This is a genomic window from Corynebacterium sp. TUM25020 (genome assembly GCF_056388495.1).
Map to the genome: position 1 here is coordinate 404510 of NZ_JBWJFG010000001.1, position 18621 is coordinate 423130.

At 57.9% G+C, this 18621-nt stretch carries 15 protein-coding genes; 6 read left to right on the forward strand and 9 right to left on the reverse strand.

Annotated elements, in window-relative coordinates; all coding sequences use genetic code 11:
- The first annotated feature begins 48 nt into the window (after positions 1-48).
- The gene (locus tag AC05K6_RS01785; RefSeq protein WP_476727595.1) at positions 49-2127 is read left to right on the forward strand and encodes a neutral/alkaline non-lysosomal ceramidase N-terminal domain-containing protein; all 2079 of its coding nucleotides are present in this window, start codon (positions 49-51) and stop codon (positions 2125-2127) included.
- A 71-nt stretch (positions 2128-2198) separates the two neighbouring features.
- The gene (locus AC05K6_RS01790) at positions 2199-3161 is read left to right on the forward strand and encodes a hydrogen peroxide-inducible genes activator (RefSeq protein ID WP_476727596.1); all 963 of its coding nucleotides are present in this window, start codon (positions 2199-2201) and stop codon (positions 3159-3161) included.
- Between the two features lie 10 nt (positions 3162-3171).
- Here AC05K6_RS01790 and AC05K6_RS01795 read toward each other — a convergent pair whose 3' ends face one another.
- Together AC05K6_RS01795 and AC05K6_RS01800 are read right to left on the reverse strand one after the other, a co-directional pair.
- On the reverse strand, positions 3172-5730 hold the full coding sequence (locus tag AC05K6_RS01795) for a DEAD/DEAH box helicase (protein ID WP_476727597.1): 2559 nt from the start codon (positions 5728-5730) through the stop codon (positions 3172-3174).
- 6 nt (positions 5731-5736) lie between these two features.
- Positions 5737-6810: a PAC2 family protein gene (locus tag AC05K6_RS01800; protein ID WP_293790243.1), complete on the reverse strand. Its 1074-nt coding sequence runs from the start codon at positions 6808-6810 to the stop codon at positions 5737-5739.
- Between the two features lie 208 nt (positions 6811-7018).
- Between AC05K6_RS01800 and AC05K6_RS01805 the strand changes: the two genes are divergently transcribed.
- Positions 7019-8476 (forward strand): DUF4192 domain-containing protein, encoded by a 1458-nt coding sequence (locus AC05K6_RS01805; RefSeq protein ID WP_476727598.1) that lies wholly within the window; start codon positions 7019-7021, stop codon positions 8474-8476.
- Here AC05K6_RS01805 and galE read toward each other — a convergent pair.
- The 6 genes from galE to AC05K6_RS01835 all read right to left on the reverse strand — a co-directional run bounded on the left by galE (position 8433) and on the right by AC05K6_RS01835 (position 14215).
- On the reverse strand, positions 8433-9467 hold the full coding sequence (gene galE / locus AC05K6_RS01810; protein WP_293790249.1) for a UDP-glucose 4-epimerase GalE: 1035 nt from the start codon (positions 9465-9467) through the stop codon (positions 8433-8435). The genes AC05K6_RS01805 and galE overlap by 44 nt on opposite strands.
- 14 nt (positions 9468-9481) lie before the next feature.
- A complete protein-coding gene (locus AC05K6_RS01815) occupies positions 9482-10204 on the reverse strand; it encodes a metal-dependent transcriptional regulator (RefSeq protein WP_293790252.1) in 723 nt (240 codons plus the stop codon).
- 109 nt (positions 10205-10313) lie between these two features.
- Entirely contained in the window at positions 10314-11348 is a 1035-nt protein-coding gene (locus tag AC05K6_RS01820; RefSeq protein ID WP_293790254.1) for a sigma-70 family RNA polymerase sigma factor, read from the reverse strand.
- Between the two features lie 231 nt (positions 11349-11579).
- Entirely contained in the window at positions 11580-12032 is a 453-nt protein-coding gene (dtd, locus tag AC05K6_RS01825) for a D-aminoacyl-tRNA deacylase (protein ID WP_448308268.1), read from the reverse strand.
- 65 nt (positions 12033-12097) lie between these two features.
- On the reverse strand, positions 12098-13732 hold the full coding sequence (locus AC05K6_RS01830; protein ID WP_476727599.1) for a DUF7782 domain-containing protein: 1635 nt from the start codon (positions 13730-13732) through the stop codon (positions 12098-12100).
- Between the two features lie 12 nt (positions 13733-13744).
- Positions 13745-14215: a DUF3099 domain-containing protein gene (locus tag AC05K6_RS01835; protein WP_476727600.1), complete on the reverse strand. Its 471-nt coding sequence runs from the start codon at positions 14213-14215 to the stop codon at positions 13745-13747.
- A gap of 59 nt (positions 14216-14274) precedes the next feature.
- On the opposite strand from AC05K6_RS01835, the gene AC05K6_RS01840 reads away from it, so the two are divergent.
- The 3 genes from AC05K6_RS01840 to AC05K6_RS01850 all read left to right on the forward strand — a co-directional run bounded on the left by AC05K6_RS01840 (position 14275) and on the right by AC05K6_RS01850 (position 16699).
- Positions 14275-14517 carry a DUF3039 domain-containing protein gene (locus AC05K6_RS01840; RefSeq protein WP_005295046.1) on the forward strand — a complete coding sequence of 81 codons (243 nt, stop codon included), beginning with the start codon at positions 14275-14277 and terminating at the stop codon, positions 14515-14517.
- Positions 14514-16232: a DEAD/DEAH box helicase gene (locus AC05K6_RS01845; RefSeq protein WP_473963235.1), complete on the forward strand. Its 1719-nt coding sequence runs from the start codon at positions 14514-14516 to the stop codon at positions 16230-16232. Before AC05K6_RS01840 ends, AC05K6_RS01845 begins: the two co-directional genes overlap by 4 nt.
- Positions 16233-16324: 92 nt before the next feature.
- Positions 16325-16699: a DUF308 domain-containing protein gene (locus AC05K6_RS01850; RefSeq protein ID WP_448308272.1), complete on the forward strand. Its 375-nt coding sequence runs from the start codon at positions 16325-16327 to the stop codon at positions 16697-16699.
- A gap of 42 nt (positions 16700-16741) precedes the next feature.
- On the opposite strand, the gene AC05K6_RS01855 is transcribed toward AC05K6_RS01850, so the two are convergent.
- Positions 16742-18448, reverse strand: a complete 1707-nt coding sequence (locus AC05K6_RS01855; RefSeq protein ID WP_476727601.1) for an RNA polymerase sigma factor — start codon at positions 18446-18448, stop codon at positions 16742-16744.
- Positions 18449-18621 lie beyond the last annotated feature (173 nt).

Consider the following 18621-nt stretch of genomic DNA (forward strand, 5'->3'; position numbering starts at 1 on the left):
CGTCAAAACCATTTATGAACATACGTAGTTTTCAGAAACGAGATACCTATGTGCGAACACGCCCATCACAGCATCACTGATAACTCGCTGAACCCTTTGCAATCCCAACTGAGTCGTCGCAGCTTTTTCCGCGGCATGGCAGCGGTCACCGGCACCGTCGTGTGGGCGTCTGCCGCCACGTCGGGCGCAGGTGCCCAAGAGGGAACAACCTCTAGCGGAGGGGGCTTCCATGTAGGCCGAGGCTTGGCGGACATGACCGGCGAGCCCTGGGGAGCGGGCATGTTTGGATATGCCGTCGATGAGCAAAAAACCGTAGGCATTCAACGCCGCCAATACGCCCGGGCGTTTATTTTTGTCGACGCCGCCCGCGAGAATTCCCGACTCGTGCACGTCACCTGCGATGTTGGGCTGATGTTCCAGTCGATCCACTTGGAAGTGCTGCGCCGTCTGAAGGAAAAATACGGCGATCTCTACAACCAATCCAATGTGCTACTCGCTGCCACTCACACACACGTGGCGCCGGGTGGTACATCGCAGCACCTCATGGTTGATATCACGCACGGTGGATTCCGTCCGAAGACTTTCGAGGCAACGGTCGAGGGCATCGTGACTGCCATCATCCGAGCGCATGATGACATCCAGCCATCAGAAGTGACGGTGGCGGAATCCACGGTCACTGATGCGGGCGTCAATAGATCCAAAACCTCGTGGGACCGCAACCCCGAAGAAGATAAGAATGAACTCCCGAATGGCGTGGATACCCGCAGCGTCACCTTGCACGTCTCGCGCGGTGGACAGCAGGTGGGGTTGATCAACTGGTATTCGCTGCACCCGACGAGCTTTGGGCATAAGTACAAGCACATCGCTGGCGATAACAAGGGATACGCCGCATGGGCCACAGAGGAGGCTCACGGCGTGGTGCACCGTCACCCAGAAGAAGCCCCGTTTGTCGCGGCGTTTGCAAACATGACTCCGGGAGATATCACCCCGAATATGGGTCTGACGCCTAACTCTGGGCCGGGCGCAAGTGAGCGTGAATCCGCGCAGATCCTGGGTGAGCGGATGATGGAGGCCACGAAGACTGATGGCAAGGATTGGTCGGCTGGTGGCATCGATGGACGGATGAGGTGGGTGGACTGTCCCAAACTGGTCGCAAGCTCACGCTTCACCCCGGATGGCAAGGAACACAAGCTCGGTCCGGCAATCTTGGGTGCCGCCTTCGCGGCGTCTTCTCAAGAAGATGGAGGTGGAGTGCCGCTGTTGGGGTTCAACGAGGGAGAACGGGGCGGTAACCCGTGGGTGCGAGACCTCAATAAAGTGTTGGCGACACAGGAAGTTAAGGACATCCACGGTGCTAAAGAGTGCCTATTGCCGATGGGATACATCGACGGGATGATTCAGCAGGTGCATCCATTTGCGATTCACCGTCTCGGTGGGTTCGTTCTAGTTTCGCTGGGATTTGAGCCGACAGTGACTAGCGGCCTGCGAATCAAGCGGACGGTGGCCGCGGCACTAGGCGTGCCTGAGAACACAATTGTCGTGCAGGGCTACACCAACGCTTATGGCCACTACATCACCACTCCGGAGGAGTACGAGGCCCAGAACTACGAGGGTGGGGCGACGATCTTTGGGCACTATCAACTCTCAGCTTTCCAGGATGTCTTTGATGAAATGGCGCGAGCCTTGAAGGAGGGGAAGGAAGTTGAGGTAGGAGAGCCTGCGGGAGATCTCACAGGCTTGATCCCGAATGTGCCCGGAAGTGATGGGTGGATGGATACCCCACCTATGGGGAAGAAATTCGGTGATGTGCTGGAGGCTCCCGCAGAGGTAAAGAGTGGTACGAATGCGCGGGTTATCTTCGTCGGCGCCAATCCCAATAACAACATGCGTCATGGAGAGGGCTATGTCACGATCGAGGATGGAAGTGGCAAGGTAGTGGCAGACGATTCCAGCGAAAACACGCTCATCACTTTCGAGAACAACTTTGGGCAGACCCGCACAACGATCGAGTGGGGTACACAGGACGTTCCGCCGGGGACTTACACCGTCCGCCTACGGGGAGATTCCAAGGCGTTCTTGGGGAACCTATCGCCCTTCGAAGGTACCGCTGAACTGCGCGTAAGCTGATTTATAGTCGCCTATATTTATTTTTCCAGGTGTAATTATGCTTTTCTAAGAATGTCTGTAGAATCGCAGATGTGGTTCAAAGAGAGTATCGCCCGACCGTTGCCCAATTGCGCACCTTTGTGACCATTGCCGAACATGGTCATTTTGGTACCGCAGCCTCCCATTTAGGTATCTCCCAACCTTCCCTTTCCCAAGCGCTCGCTGCGCTCGAGGCAGGTTTGGGAGTGCAGCTTATCGAACGATCCACTCGCAAGGTTATTGTCACCCCAGTGGGGCGAGGACTGCTGCCATTTGCACAAGCCACCCTGGAAAGCCTCGAAACTTTCGTCTCTCACGCACGGGGTGCTCACGGCGGCCTCGTGGGTTCGATGGCAATAGGAATGATCCCGACCGTCGCCCCGTATATCCTGCCGGAGGTTTTACACTCTGTACACGACGTAGCCCCGGAGCTCGAACCGCGCATTGTCGAAGAGAAGTCGCCACTTCTTATTGATGCGTTGCGACAGGGCAAGATCGACGTCGCCGTCCTTGGTATGCCGGGCGAAGGCGGCGGGCTCAACACGGTAGATCTCTACACCGAAGAGTTCGTGCTGGTTGTGCCTGAGGGGCACCCATTGGCCGGTCGCAAGGATTTGGCAGTCGACGAACTCAAGGATGTTGATCTCCTGCTGCTAGACGATGGGCACTGCCTGCGCGACCAGATTCTGGAACTGTGCCGGACGGTGGAAATGGCCAATGATCCGCGCCATTCTGTCACCAGGGCGGCCAGCCTTTCCACCGTAATTCAGCTGGTGTCGGCGGGATTGGGCGCAACCTTGGTACCGCTGTCCGCAGTATCAGTCGAGTGTCAACGGCCGGGCATCGCCCTGGCGACGTTTGCCGGAGGGGCCGTGCGAGCGGGACGCACGATTGGCATGGCGTACCGCTCCAGTTCCACGCGGATCGACGACTATGCGTCGTTGGGGGAGATCGTCGCACAGTCCTTCAATCATGTGGCACAGGAAAGCCGTCGCGTTCTGGAGTCGTACTTCTAGAACCTGCCAGCTAGCCCTGAACGACGGTGAGCTCCGAGAGCCGGATCTCGCCGGCTCCATCCGTTGCAGCAAGGTCTACCACGCCCTCTAGCGCCCAACCATGGTCGCCTTCGGGATCGTCGATGATCTGGCGCACGAACCAACTACCCGACTCGGGGCCTGTGCCGCGCTTGATGAGAATGTATTTATTTGAACGCGCGGCGGCGTCAACACCTATATCGGCATATTCCTCAAAGTAATCGTCCATCGCGGCAGGCCAGTCTGGTGGCGAATCCAGGTATTCGTCCATTTCCGCGAGCTCGCGCTCTTTTTCGAACGCGAAGAGTTCCACGTGGCGGTAGAAGTAGTTACGCACCATACGGGTCAGGGCCTGCGGGTTGGCAGAGAGCAGGTTTGTGTTTACCACGCCGTAGGCATGCTCGGCTACCTGATCCTCGGTCAGCGGGGCATCCGGATCCGACATCTGTACCCACTCATCAATGAGTGAGGAATCCACTTGGCGAATCAACTCGCCCAACCACACGAGGATGTCGTCGAACTCCTCCGAGCGGTAGGAATCGGGCACGGAGTGCTCCAGCGTCCGATATGCATCGGTGAGATAGCGCAGCACCACACCCTCGGAGCGTCCCAGCCCATACGTGGCCACGAAGTCGGAGAAGGTCATTGCCTTTTCCACCATGTCCCGCACAACGGACTTCGGGCTAATCTGAAAATCGCGAGCCCACGGGTTGCCCTCACAGAACGTGTCATAGGCCTGCTCTAGCTCGTCTGCCAGCGGCATAGGCCAGGTGATGTCTTCGACGATGGCCATTCGCTCGGTGTAATCGACGCCCTCAGCCTTCAGCGCCGCAATCTCCTCGCCCCGTTCAGCCTTCTGCTGGGCGATAAGCACCTGTCGGGGGTCTTCCAAAACCGCCTCAAAAGTAGAGATCACGTCAAGCGCGAACGTGTCAGACTCCGGATCCAGTAGTTCCAGAGCTGCCAGGGCGAAGGGAGACAGTGGCTGATTGAGGGCAAAATCGCGGTTGAGGTCGGCGGTCAGGCGGGCATCCTTGCCACTAGGAGTTTGTGCCTTGAATTCTTCAACGACTTCAGCGTTGATAAGCCCCCGGTACAGCTCGATGGTGCGCAAGATGGCCTTGTTCTGTTTAGTGCGCGTGTCGTGATTGGTGCGCAAAAGATGCCGTAGCGCTTCAAAGGTCCACTGGTCACGAGCGATGACATTGAGCAGCATGGAGTTGCTCATGCGGAACTGGCTGGAAAGCTCCTCCGGCTCAGCATGGGTGAGGCGCTCATAGGTGGATTCACTCCACGTTGCCTGCCCCTCGGGGGCAGAGCGTTTGCGTAGCTTCTTGATCTTCTTCGGATCACTACCGGCTCGTTGGCGGAGGCGAAAGTTTTCAATCTCATGCTCGGGAGCCTGTACCACGACAGTCCCCTCCGTGTCATACCCTGCGCGACCCGCACGACCCGCGATTTGATGGAACTCGCGGGATTTCAGCACGCGGTGCTTCACACCGTCGTACTTGGTCAGTCCCGTCATCAGTACGGTACGAATCGGCACATTGATACCTACTCCGAGAGTATCGGTACCACAAATAATTTTTAGAAGCCCCTTCTGCGACAATCGCTCGACGAGGCGACGGTACTTCGGCAGCAAGCCGGCATGGTGCACGCCGATTCCCTTGCGCAGCAGGCGGGAGAGAGTTTTGCCGAAGGCAGAGGTAAAGCGGAAATCACCGATCTCCTCGGCGATAGCAGCCTTGGCTTCGTCATTAACTAGCTTCATGCTGGTCAGAGCCTGGGCGCGCTCGATAGCTTCGCGCTGGGTGAAGTGAACAATGTAAATGGGCGATTTGCCGTCGCTTATTAGCTCCTCCACCGTTTCGTGGACGGGAGTGTAGACATAGTGAAAGTCGAGCGGCACTGGCCGTGTGCTGCCCGTCACCAATGTGGTTTGGCGACCAGTGCGTTCGCTTAGATCATCCTCCAACCACTTGGTGTTGCCCAGGGTGGCGCTCATCAGAAGAAATTGTGCCTTAGGGAGTTCCAAGAGCGGAACCTGCCAGGCCCAGCCACGGTCGGGTTCAGAGTAGTAGTGGAACTCGTCCATCACTACCTGATCAATTTTCGCGTTCGCTCCGTCGCGCAGGGCAATATTGGCAACGATTTCAGCAGTGGCGCAGATGATCGGTGCGCCGCCATTCACTGTGGCGTCACCCGTCATCATGCCCACATTTTCCGGGCCGAAGGTTTGGCACAGATCGAAGAATTTCTCACTGACCAGAGCTTTGATGGGCGCGGTGTAGAAACTGCGCTGCTTGCGAGCCATGGCAATGAAGTGGGCAGCGATGGCCACCATGGACTTACCGGAGCCCGTGGGCGTAGCAAGAATCACGTTGTCTTCAGCCACGAGGGCTGTGGCTGCCTCTTCCTGGGCAGGGTAGAGGGTAATGCCGCGGTCACGCGTCCAACCGAGAAAAGACTCTAGGATCGCGTCATCAATCAGAGATTCCGGTACCTCGTCCAGATCTGGCAACAGTTCCGCGAGTTCGGCAGCAATACCCACTGTGTTTTATTTGTCCTCTTGCTCGGTATCGGTTGGATCGTCGGCATTATCGGAGCCATCTGACATGTTCTGCAAGAATGCCTCGAACTCTGCGCCCAGCTCTTCGCCGGTTGGGATGTCCTGTCCCGGTTGCAGCAGGTTGTTCTCCCGCTTACGACGCATCCGTTCCATCTCGGCATCGTACTGGTGCTCCAATGCACTGACGACGGTAGCGATCTCCTGGGACTCCTCAACCTGGTCTTGCAGCTGGCGCTGTACGCGTTCCAACTCCTTTTCCAGAGCTTTAAGGGGCAGCTCGCGGTCTGCGACTTCGCTGAATGCCTCCAATAGGCGCAAAGTCGCCTCCGGGTAGTCGGAGGCCGCGATGTAGTGCGGCACATGGGCGGTAAAGCCAACCGTTTCGAACCCGTGGCGGTTTAACTTCTTTTCCGTTTCCAAAGCCGCGGCGCCGGGAACGATCATTCGCGAATCCCACGTGTGGTAGTCCTTGATCAGCGAAGATTCCGAGGCATGCGCAGAAATCACCAAACGGCGAGTGTGCGGCACCGTCATCGGCGCCGAGTACAGAGAGGCGACCATGCCGACCTGACCACGCCGGGCGAGATCCACCACAGCGTCGCTAAAGGCTCCCCACTTAAGGTCTGGCTCCAAGCCACTGAGCAGCAGGAAGGGGCGTCCCTGGGTGTCCTTTACCAGGTGTAGATCCAGGCGAATATCATCCGTATCCACAACCTTGGAGTTCTCGATGGTCACACCGGGGCGTCGCGAACGATAATCGATCAACTCATCGACCTTGAACGACGCAACCGGGCTATGCTCCAAGGCAGCCAGGATATGAGAGCTGGCGTTTGAGACAGCTTGTCCGGCATCCGCATAGCCTTGCAATGCCACCAACATTGGCAGCTCCTCAGCCCCCTCAGCACCCTCAGCATCGCTCAACCCCATGGGCTCGTCGGCAATCGAGGGGCGATCGAACTGGATCGGAGCCGGGTACTCCAGCTCGTACATCCGGCCACCTAGCTGCCGCTCACGCCGCTCGCCATTGCCACGATGGTCGTTGTTGTCGAAGTGCTCATGCATAGTTTCGCTCTCCCTTCCGGCGGAACCTGTGTCCAACCAAGCACCGTCTGCCTAGCCTATCAGCCACTTCGGACAAGCCAGGTTGAGACGGCACCATTTCTGGGACCCATATTCACAGTTTCAAGTTATCCACAGACCCCTGGGGCTTCGCCGCACCGTTTGGGACTCGTCGCCGCAAAAAAACTTTGGTTCGGCAACGATCTGTGGCATGAGGAACTCACCAGAACACAACGAAAAGAAACCCCAGTCTATTCCCGCAGATTCCGCACTTAGTGCACCTACTACGCGCCCGCCATCCGTTCATTTGGGAGCGGACAAAGGCAAGCTGATCGCTGCCATTCCCTCCCTTCTTGGATTCCCACCCGTGAACTCGCTGGTCATCATCGGCCTAGTCGCTTCCACCGAGCACACCAGTTCCGCACCGCTGCCCGCGCATCACCGGCGCTTTCGAATCGGTCCGGTCCTACGATGCGACTTGCACCCAGCGGCTATTGACGAGGCAGTGCGGGGGATTACCAAGATTCTTTGCGACGCCCCAGCGGCCGATGCAATCATTCTCACTATCGGCGACATGGATGAAGATCTGCGTGCCTGTGTGGCTTCTGCCGTCAGCCAACTGGAGGATGCATGCGTCGATGTTCAATCGGCCCTAGAAGTCGAAAGCATCACGACGGGAATGCCTTGGATCGACGTATTGGACGGCGAGACGGGCACGGTAGACAGCGTGGAGTCCAATGAGCTGGCCGATATCAGTGCGCTGAGTGGGGCTCGCCGTATGGGTAACCGGGAGGAAATGGAGCGCTGGCTGGATCCTGCCAACCTGAGCGAGCCGGAATGGATGCTCCAGGAACGTGCGGAGGCCACCACAGTCGATCTGATCCAAGTCCTGATTGGTATAGCCGCCGTAGCGGAGGGAACAAGGGTGTTGGAAGAGGAATGTGAAAACGAATACCTCATCGACAGCCTTGCCGCGATTTGCAGTGACGAGTTCCTTCATACGGTCGTTATTGCCTGGTCTTTGGGCACGAACAGCGCCATTCTACGCGAGATGCTTGCCAGTGCTGCGCGTCGAACGACGGGGTCGGTACGTCGACGGGTGATGTTGATCCTGGCACTGGTGGCGTCGGCTAACGACGAAGGAGTCCTGGCGTATCACACACTTACGCGACTGTTGGAGGAACTTGAAGCCGATCTATACACCGAGGATGCATGTGCGCGGCTCGATAGTATCGAGCGTGCTCAGGGGATAGGCACGGAGGATATGGAAGGCACAGAAGATCAGGTTGCGGAGGCAACGCTGGAGGAAATGCTTTCCGATATGGAGAAAATGGATGATTCTGCGGTCGAGCCGCAGCTGAGTGCATTCGATGAGTTCACTGCTGACATTGCGGTTACGGCGTTGGACGCCCATCAAAAAGGAAAGATCAAATTGCTTTTGGCTAAAGCAGTGCAATCCGCCTGCACCGTTATGGCAAATGTGCAGATGGATCTGGATGCCGCAGAAGACCCCACGGAGGAGGACAGGCTTCCAGAGCGAACCTATGTCACAGTCCGGGAATATGCGGGACTCGATATCGCATGGGAGTACGAGCGACTCATGCAGATTGTGGACTGGGACGCAGTTAACGCTGTGCGGAATGCAACCTATCACCCAGTTGTCCGCTAAAGGCCCATGCGTCGGAGATAATGGTGTGCAAATCGGAGCGGGTGGGGTTCCATCCGAGCTCAGACTTAGCCTTCGCCGACGAAGCGATCAGAGTTGCAGGGTCGCCCGCGCGACGTGGCGATTCGATCGCGGGAATTGGGTGGCCGGTGACTTCGCGGCAGGTGTCGATGACTTGACGCACGCTAAAACCATCGCCGGAGCCGAGGTTAAAGATGCGATGCTTGCCCGCAGTGTTCGACGCAGCGGCCAGCAGGTGGGCATCCGCCAGATCTCGAATATGGATGTAATCGCGGACGGCAGTGCCATCGGCAGTGGGGTAGTCAGTGCCGAAAATCGAGATGTGCTCTCGATGACCAAGGGCAACTTGTAGCACCAAGGGAATGAGGTGAGTTTCGACCTTGTGGTTTTCACCAATATTTCCGTGTGCGCCAGCGACGTTGAAGTATCGCAGGGAGGTAGCGGCCAGTCCATAGGCATTGGCGTACGAGGTGATCATGTGATCAATCGCCAGCTTGGAGGCGCCATAGGGGTTTGTCGGTGCCGTCGGCATGTCTTCAGTGATTGGAACCTGCTCTGGTTCGCCGTAGGTCGCAGCAGTGGAGGAGAACACGAGGTTATCTACCCCGTGCTCGCGCATCTGATCCAGGAGGTACAGACTGGTACCTACATTGTGGTGCCAGTAGATATCGGGTTTCTCTACGGACTCGCCGACAAGCGAACGGGCGGCAAAGTGCATGACGGCTGCTACGTCGCGAGCGGCAAAGACATCGGAGATGACATCGCGGATGTCCCCCTCAATAAAGGTCGCGCCTTCTGGTACTGCATAACCATTGCCGGTTGATAGATCGTCCACCACCGTCACGCGGAAACCGTGTTCGAGAAGTACGCTGGCACAGACGCTACCGACATAGCCGGCGCCGCCAGTCACGACGATGTGGGCGGAAGGGGATAGGGCAGAGGAAGATAGATCGATGCTTGTCACAGCCCCCACGCTACCCCACGTCCTTAGTTGAGCTTTTCTACGCGTACGGCGTGGCCAAGCTCCTCCGGAACAACCATGGTGCCGTTGTCGTTGCCGAACTCCAAGCCGTCCTCGGTGGCCACCAGCGTTACGACGCTGCCTGGGCGCATGTCCAACGCGTGGAACTTCGCCATCAGCTTGTGCTCCACCTGCACGATTTCGTTGATACTGAGGATCTTCACCTCGATCGGCTCCGGCGATTCGATATCAGAGGCGCGCTGTGAGGAACCTGTCTGCAGAGAATAAATCTTTTCCTTCAGCTCCGTGCGCTCAGCCTCCGGCACGCTTTCTACCAACTCCTCCAGTCCCGGAATCGGATTGCCAAATGGGGAGGTGGCATATTCGCTGAGTACCTTTACCAGCTGAATCTCAACCTCGTCGCCCATGACGTGTTCCCAGCGACAGGCTTCGTCGTGAACCTTTTCCCAGGGAAGACCGATGACGTCGGTGAGCAAGCGCTCGGCCAGGCGGTGCTTGCGCATGACCGCGGTGGCTAAAGCTCGGCCTTGAGGACTGAGTTTAAGAGAACGATCCTTCTCAACCGTGAGTAGTTCGTCGCGCTCCATACGCGCAACGGTCTGGCTCACCGTCGGGCCGGACTGATCAAGTCTTTCTGCGATGCGGGCGCGGAGCGGCAGAATGCCTTCTTCTTCCAACTCATAAATCGTTCGGAGATACATCTCAGTGGTATCGACGAGATCCCTCACGTGCGCTACGCCCTTTCTTTGTTCATTGACTTGAAACGATTATAGCCCCGTCCGCAAAGGGAGCGGGGCAGAAGCTTAAGTACTGATGCTATTTAGCGATGATGAGTCTCTAAACAGCGTATTCACGCAGCTTGTTGGCTCGGTCACCCTCGCGGAGCTTGGCCATAACCTCACGCTCGATTTGGCGGACGCGTTCGCGGGAAAGCCCGAAGCGGCGACCAATCTGATCCAGCGTGCGCGGCATGCCATCATCCAGGCCATAGCGCAGCTTGATGACGTCCTGCTCGCGCTCCTCCAGGGTGCCCAACACAGCGCGGACATCGGAGTGGCGCAGGGATGCAACCACAGCGGTTTCCGCATCCGTTGCCTCGGAGTCCTCGATAAAGTCGCCCAGCGGGGCTTCTTCGTCGCTACCGACGGGCATATCCAGGCTCACCGGATCGCGGGACTGCTTGAGCAGCATTTCGATCTTCGATTCCTCGATTCCGGATTCCTCAGCCAGCTCCTCGTTCGTCGCTTCGCGCCCAAGCTGCTGGTACATCTCGCGCTTGATACGGGAAAGCTTGTTCACCTGCTCTACCAGGTGGACGGGAAGGCGAATGGTGCGGGATTGGTCGGCCATGCCACGGGTAATGGCTTGGCGAATCCACCAAGTTGCATAGGTGGAGAATTTAAAGCCCTTGGTGTAATCGAACTTTTCCATTGCGCGGATCAAGCCCAGGTTGCCTTCTTGGATCAGGTCCAGCAGAGGCATGCCACGGCCGGTGTAGCGCTTCGCCAGCGATACAACGAGGCGCAGGTTGGCCTCCAGCAGGTGGCTCCGGGCTGCCTTGCCTTCACGTGCCAGTACCTTAAGATCGCGCTTCTTCGCACGGGTCAGCTTCTCTGCGGTGGCTAGAAGGTGCTCCGAGTACAGCCCGACTTCGATTCGCTTGGAGAGTTCTACCTCGTCCTCTGCAGTAAGCAGGGCGGTCTTACCGATGCCGTTGAGGTAGACGCGAACCAGATCTGCCGACGGGTTCTCGTTGTTTCCGCGGCGCCGCCCCTTGTCTTCTTTCTTATCGCTATCGTCGGCCGAATTGCCGGTACCCTCTTGACCGTGGCTGATGCCGTTGTATTCGTCATCAATCATGGAGTTACTCATAGTGCTGGTGTGCCTCCCATGGCTCGATAGCGTTCAAGCGCTTCAAGAATTTTCTCGTTGTGTGCCGAAGCTCTACGGGGTCAACGAATCTCTTGGAAGAATTGTTCCCCACCGAACCTGAAGAAGGAACTTGGTTCACCCCCGCACAGGGGTTAGCTATTTTTCTCTCTGTCGCGACTCTGCAGAGGGGAAGAGCTTTACCTGCAGTTTTTGTTGAACAAGCTCTCGTTCTTAGGTCTCCACAAGCACTGTGAATGGTCCCTCATTGACGCTGGCGACTTCCATCATGGCGCCGAATCGTCCTGTTTCTACAACTATGCCGCGCTCTCGGAGCAATTCTGCAATACGTTCGTACACCGGTTCGGCAGTTTCTCCCGGAGCCGCGTTAACCCACGAGGGACGTCGTCCCTTTTTCGTCTCGCCCATGAGTGTGAACTGACTTACCAACAGAACTTGCCCGTTTACTTCTTCTACGGAGTGATTGCGTGGACTATCCCATGGTTGCCCCGACGCGGGGAGCAAACGCAGTTCCGCAATTTTCCGCGCCATTTTCTCTGCGGCTTCGGGTTCATCGTTTACACCGACTCCCACGAGCGCTAAGAGTGCGGGTCCGGTTACTTCTCCCACCACTTCGTCTGCAACCGACACTGTGGCACTGCTGACGGTGCTAATCACTGCCTTCACTGGTTTTTCCTCATTCGTTTTCCCTTACTGGGTTGTCTTCATTGGTTTTCTCTAACCGCGCTGGCCTACATTTCGCCCTCGTACACCTCGCGCAGGTCTCGCGGCACAATCATCCCGTGCCTCACCAGAGCCACAGCTAGAGGAACAAGCTGATCTACAAGCTCTGCGGCATCCATTCCCAGATCTTCTCCATTAATTGCGTGGTAGAGCTCCGCTACGTCACGCAAGCAAAGTCCGTCCCAGCTAAGACCAGCCAGAATTGCCGCTAATGTCGCATCGATTTCGTGGGTCCAACCCGGCCCATCGGTCCGTGTCAACTGTATTGCTTCTTCGCCGAACCCCTGGTCGGTGGAAGTGGCGGCTTTTTCTAGGATGACGCCGCGTCGCAGTCGGTAGTGCGCATCCGCAATGGCTTCGGCGGCCGGGCGGCCGGGAACCTCCAGCTCCTCGAGCCAGCGGCAGCGTGCGAACCATTCGCCGACCTCTTGTCCCAAGAAGGCTCCATCGGGCAGGGCGTGTTCGAAAGTTTCGACTGTGAGCTCGGTGGCACCATCGATCTTCTCGATATGAATCCACCCGAGCCCGATCTGCGTGACATCGTGGTGATCGAAGAACTCGAGCCATTCTGTCGCCCGCTGCTGACCGCTGTCGCTGCGTGGGTCGATGCTTTCGTCGCGCAACCAGGTGGTGACATAGGTAGCCACATCCACCACATCACGCTGAAGAACCCATGCACGAGCTCCTTCGTCCGGCAACCAGCTCAAGATTCGTTCGGCGGCGGAATCCGCCGTACCTTCGCCGAGTGCCCAGCCGATTAACAGGTGCGCATGCCCTCCCGGTGCTAAGTGTTCAACGGCTTGTTGAACCACCAGCTTGCTGGCTGCGTCCAAGGGCAGACCGGAATCGCGATATACGTGCCCCTCGCGGGCATCGAGGTCGATGGAGGGGCCGATGACGAACGGCGGATTGGAGACGATCACGTCGAAAAGCTCGCTGGCGAAGGGATCAAACCAGGAGCCCTGAACCCACTTGACCTTAGGCGATTCCAATCCTTGCGCAGCGGCGGCAACTTGTGCATAGGCCAGCGCACGGCTGTGAATGTCACTGCCGAAAAGTGTTGCCTCGCTGTTGGCTGCCAATAGCAACGCCAAGACTCCCGACCCAGTACCCAGGTCAAGAACTCGGGCGTTCGCCGACAGGCGGGGAATGGAATTCAGTAGGGATAGGGGTGCGTTTCCTATACCGGGAACGTGTTCCGGTGCGGGGATGCGCGGCTCCAGGGAAGCATCCGGGTCGGAGAGAACCAGCACCTCCGCGTTCCCATGCGCGGGGTGGTGGATCGGGCGGATGTCGAGGTTGAGCTGCAGCGTTTCATGTGAACCTTCTGACGGGATAAGAGCCTGTTCTGCTACAAGCTCGGAGGTGGACTCAGTCCCGACGAGAGATTGGAAGAAGGCGGCGGGCTGGGGGCGTCGTAAATAAACAGCGGCGACGAGCTGTGATGCCATAGAGTCCCGGCTCGTCAGGTGCCATTGAGCGGCTGCGGGAGAGCCGGATTGGGCGGCGGCGATACCTTCGACGCCGAGAGCCTCCATAATCAGCGATGAACCATAGCCTTGCGCGACGAGGGTACGGACGAGGTGCTCGGTGGCAACGCCAGGGGTGCAGAACGGACGGCCGGGCGGGGTAGAGGTGGGCATGTCGGTTCCTTGTTAGTCGGAGTGCTGATCGTTGTCGGTGCTGTCAGGCTGAGTAGGGGTGATGTCGATAACCTGCGGAGTGGATGCCCCGGGAGAATCTGACTCGAGCATCGGGCGAGATGTCTCGCCCGCAAGCGCGGCCCGTTCGGCACGGCGTTGTTCGCGGACGAGAGCAGGTTTGTACACCTTATTTGTGGTCTCATCGACCTGCCCGGTCTCGTTGGCAAGCAACACGGCTACCCACGGTAGCGGGAGGCTAATCAAAGCGATGCACACTGACAATGCTGCGTTGTGGGTAATGAGCATCACTATGGCGGCAAGGGCGAGGAGCGGGATGCGCAGCAGCTGCAGCACGGTGTACACCTTGCGGCGATGGTGCCAGCCTTGCAGAGGGGAGCTTTTTGCATCAGTGATGATCTCCACTTGCGAGGCGCGCTTGGCACGGGATTCACCTCCCATTTTCCTTTTTCGTGCATCAGCCATAGAGCCAACGCTAGTACGCAGCTGGAAAACAGGCAGATTCAGGGGCATGATGGTGAACTGTGAGTAACCCAAGTACGACAACGATTGAGCGCCCAGAAGTCAATACGGACACGACGACGGACGATGATGTTCCGAAGTTCTTCCACTATGTAAAGAAGGATCAGATCGTCGAATCCGCTGTGATGGGCAAGCTTGTCGTGGCTCTCTGTGGGGAGACTTTCCCCGTACGCAAGCAGGCCAAGCCGGGGTCGCCCGTCTGCCCGGATTGTGAGCAGATCTACAAGGGGCTGCGCAAGAAGTGAAGCACCTCCGCCTATGGCAGCAGGAGGCACTGAACAAGTACGTCGAGGCCAGTCCGAAGGACTTCCTGGCCGTGGCGACGCCAGGCGCAGGAAAGACAACCTTCGCCCTGACGATCGCACGGCTGCTCTTGGATACCCGCGCGGTGGATCGCCTCATCATCGTTGTGCCCACCGAGCACCTAAAGGTGCAGTGGGCTCAGTCCGCCGCCGGACAGGGGATTGCGCTCGACGCAGAGTTCACAAACTCCTCGCCATTTAATAATTCCTACGACGGCGTGTGCGTAACCTACGCACAGGTCGGTATGAAGCCGACCAAGCACTACCAGGTGGCCACGGCAAAGAAGACGCTGGTGATTCTGGATGAGATTCACCACGCAGGCGACGCAAAGAGCTGGGGCGATGGTGTGCGCATGGCCTATGAGCACGTCGAACGCCGCCTGGCGCTTACGGGTACGCCTTTCCGTTCTGATGATTCGCAGATCCCCTTCGTACGCTACGAGGCTGTAGACGGTGCTGAGGGAGCACTTGTCTCGTCTGCCGACTACACCTATGGATACGCGGATGCGCTGAAGGATGGTGTGGTTCGCCCGGTGGTCTTCTTGGCGTATTCCGGCCAAGCCCGGTGGCGCAACTCCGCCGGCGAGGAATTTGAGGCTCGCTTGGGCGAACCTCTTAACGCAGAACAAACCGCCAGGGCCTGGCGTACCGCGCTCGACCCGAAGGGCGATTGGATCCCAGCGGTGCTCAATGCCGCACAGACGCGATTGCATCAGTTGCGTGAAACGACACCGGATGCAGGTGGTCTGGTGATCGCAACCGATAAAACGACGGCACGTGCCTACGCGCGCATCCTGGAAAGAATCAGTAACACTCCCGTTACCGTCGTACTGTCCGATGAGGCCGGAGCCTCGGAGCGCATTAAAGAATTCTCCGCCAGTAGCGACGAGTGGATGGTGGCCGTGCGCATGGTGTCTGAGGGCGTGGACGTACCCCGCTTGGCTGTGGGCGTGTACGCCACATCATCCTCCACACCACTGTTCTTTGCACAGGCCATCGGCCGTTTCGTGCGCTCGCGGCGCCCGGGGGAGTCGGCGTCAATCTTCCTCCCCAGTGTGTCTGTCCTCCTCGAGTTGGCCTCGAAGATGGAGCAACAACGCAACCACGTCCTCGGTAAACCCGACCGCCCAAATGAGGGCTGGGATGACGAGCTGTTGCGTCAGGCCAACAAGGAACAGAATGAAGTGGAGGACGACAAGGGGTATGAGTCTGTCGGTGCAGAGGCAGAACTCGACAGTCTGATTTTCGACGGCTCGACTTACGGTACGTCCACATTGAGCGGGTCCGAAGAAGAGCAGGCATACCTTGGCTTACCGGGGCTACTTGACGCCGACCAGATGCGTACGCTCCTGCGTCAAAGGCAAGCCGAGCAATTGGATGCGCGGGCGAAGCAGGAAGAGCAACGCCGTAAGAAGGAACAGCAGGCCACTGCCCCGGAGGGCAGCGGCGCGGATTTGCGCAATAAGCGCGTAGCCAGCGAAGAGATTCCAGCGCTGCGTAAAGAACTGAATGCGCTGGTGTCCATGAAATCAGCGCGGACGGGCAAGCCCCATGGGCAGATTCACAATGATGCGCGGCGGAACTGCGGCGGGCCGGCTACCGCGCTGTGTACAGCGCAACAGCTGCGGGATCGCATTGCCTATTTGAGAGACTGGTAAGCATGGAGCGGTGGGGTAATATACACCGCGACATGAGCATTGGGAGTGCACGTAGCTACAGTGCACACAGGATGAGGGAAGGCGGGCACACCGTGGCTCGAGAAGACTACACCGATCTGGATAAGTCGAACGCAGAGGAAACTGAGCTTCAAAAGGTTGCGCCCCGCAAGGTCAGCGGTTTGAGCATGGCTGCCCTAATCGTCGGAATCCTGGCCATTCCAGCGGCAATGTTCCCCTTGATTGGTCTGGTCGTCGCTGCGATTTCCATCATCGTAGGAATTTTTTCCGTCCTGAATGCGAATCGGAAGGGGACACAGCGTAGCTATGCGATTATTGGATTGGTTCTGGGGGTCGTCGCGATGGCGGTGGCAATTTTCTTCACCCAAGCGGCAATGCAGAGCGTAAAGGGGTGCGAGGATCTGCGCGGCACGGAGTTCCAGGACTGCGTGCAGAAAAACCAAAAATAGCCCGAAGCCTTCTTGGCCTCGGGCTATTCGTTTTCTTGGGGGCTAATCCAGGTAGTCGCGCAGCACCTGAGAGCGCGACGGGTGGCGTAGCTTGGACATCGTCTTCGACTCGATCTGGCGGATGCGTTCACGGGTCACACCATAAACCTGGCCAATCTCGTCTAAGGTGCGGGGCATTCCGTCGGTAAGGCCGAAGCGAAGCTTCACCACGCCAGCCTCGCGCTCCGACAGCGTGTGCAGAACATCTTGCAGCTGATCCTGCAGCAGAGTGAACGAGACCGCATCGACGGCAACGACGGCCTCGGAATCCTCGATAAAGTCGCCCAGCTGGGAATCTCCCTCATCGCCGATCGTCTGATCCAGCGAAATCGGCTCACGGGCGTACTGCTGGATTTCCAGCACCTTGTCGACGGTGATGTCCATCTCGCGTGCGAGCTCCTCCGGGGTGGGCTCGCGTCCTAGATCCTGCAGAAGCTCGCGCTGGATACGTCCCAGCTTGTTGATGACCTCCACCATGTGTACCGGAATGCGGATGGTACGAGCCTGGTCGGCCATTGCGCGGGTGATGGCCTGGCGGATCCACCACGTAGCGTAGGTGGAGAACTTGTAGCCCTTTACATAGTCGAACTTCTCCACCGCACGGATGAGACCCAAGTTGCCTTCCTGAATAAGGTCGAGGAAGGCCATGCCACGTCCGGTATAGCGTTTCGCCAGCGACACCACTAGTCGCAGGTTTGCTTCCAGCAGGTGGTTCTTTGCACGGCGCCCATCGCGCTCGATTTCGCGCAGGTCGCGACGGTTCATAGGGGAAAGCTTCTCGCCCGATTCCTTGATCTCCTGCAGACGATACGCCGCGTACAAGCCCGCCTCAATGCGCTTAGCCAGCGATACCTCCTGCTCAGCGTTGAGCAGTGCGACCTTACCGATTTGCTTGAGATACGCGCGAACGGAGTCTGCAGATGCCGTCAGCTCTGCGTCCTTGCGAGCCTGACGCAACGCTGCGGACTCGTCCTCGTCCCACACGAAGCTACCGTCGTTCTTATCGGTACCGTCTTCGTCGTCGTCCGAGTCATCGTCGTCATCGTCCTCGAGATCATCTTCGAGGTCATCGTCTAGATCATCGTCATCGTCATCGTCGAGGTCATCCAGATCGTCTAGATCATCGAGGTCATCGTCCTCGTCAAGATCATCCAGATCGTCGAGATTGTCCGGTTCGCTGTCGAATTCGTCTGGCTCGTCGGGGGTCTCCTGAGCATTCTGGTCCGCTGAGGTTGCATCGACAGCAGCCTCATCAACCTCAAGCAATTCCTCGGCTGCCTTTGCTGCCTTGGTGCCCCGTTTTGCAGTGGTCTTCTTAGCGCTGGTTTTCTTCGTGGTTTTGCGAGCTGCCTTTTTGGCAGTCTTCTTAGCTGTCTTGCGCGCCGTCTTCTTGGCAGCCTTCTTGGCGGTCTTATTCGCTGCCTTCTTCACCGGGGTGGACGCCTGCTCCTCCGGCTCAGCAGCAGTGTCAGAGACGTTGACGGCATCAACTTGCGTCGGAGTGGCCTTCTTTGCAGCAGTCTTTTTAGCGGCGGTTTTCTTTGCCGCGGTCTTCTTCGCCGTGGTCTTGCGAGCGGTTGCCTTCTTGGCAGTCGCCGACTTCTTTGCCACCTTTCGGGCAGTCTTCTTCGCTGCCGTCTTTTTAGCAACCTTTCGGACAACACCCTGGGCGTTGTCGTCGCTGGTGGTGGTCGAGTCGTTCGCTGCCACTGAAGCCCTTTCGCTCGTATCGCATGGTGCAACAAAATAGCCACATGACGTGGCCACATTCCGAAAAGGAATTGGATCGCACCGGGTTGCGTTAAGCCCGCAACCGTTGGTCTTTGGGGTTAGTCAAACCCTTTACGTGGGAATCGACCGCCCATTATAACTCAAAACGAAAT

Bases quoted from the DNA above. Each gene is read 5' to 3' on its own strand.
- AC05K6_RS01785 (WP_476727595.1), top strand. From the start codon at position 49: ATGTGCGAACACGCCCATCACAGCATCACTGATAACTCGCTGAACCCT.
- AC05K6_RS01800 (WP_293790243.1), bottom strand. From the start codon at position 6,810: ATGCATGAGCACTTCGACAACAACGACCATCGTGGCAATGGCGAGCGG.
- AC05K6_RS01805 (WP_476727598.1), top strand. From the start codon at position 7,019: ATGAGGAACTCACCAGAACACAACGAAAAGAAACCCCAGTCTATTCCC.
- AC05K6_RS01820 (WP_293790254.1), bottom strand. From the start codon at position 11,348: ATGAGTAACTCCATGATTGATGACGAATACAACGGCATCAGCCACGGT.
- AC05K6_RS01830 (WP_476727599.1), bottom strand. From the start codon at position 13,732: ATGCCCACCTCTACCCCGCCCGGCCGTCCGTTCTGCACCCCTGGCGTT.
- AC05K6_RS01835 (WP_476727600.1), bottom strand. From the start codon at position 14,215: ATGGCTGATGCACGAAAAAGGAAAATGGGAGGTGAATCCCGTGCCAAG.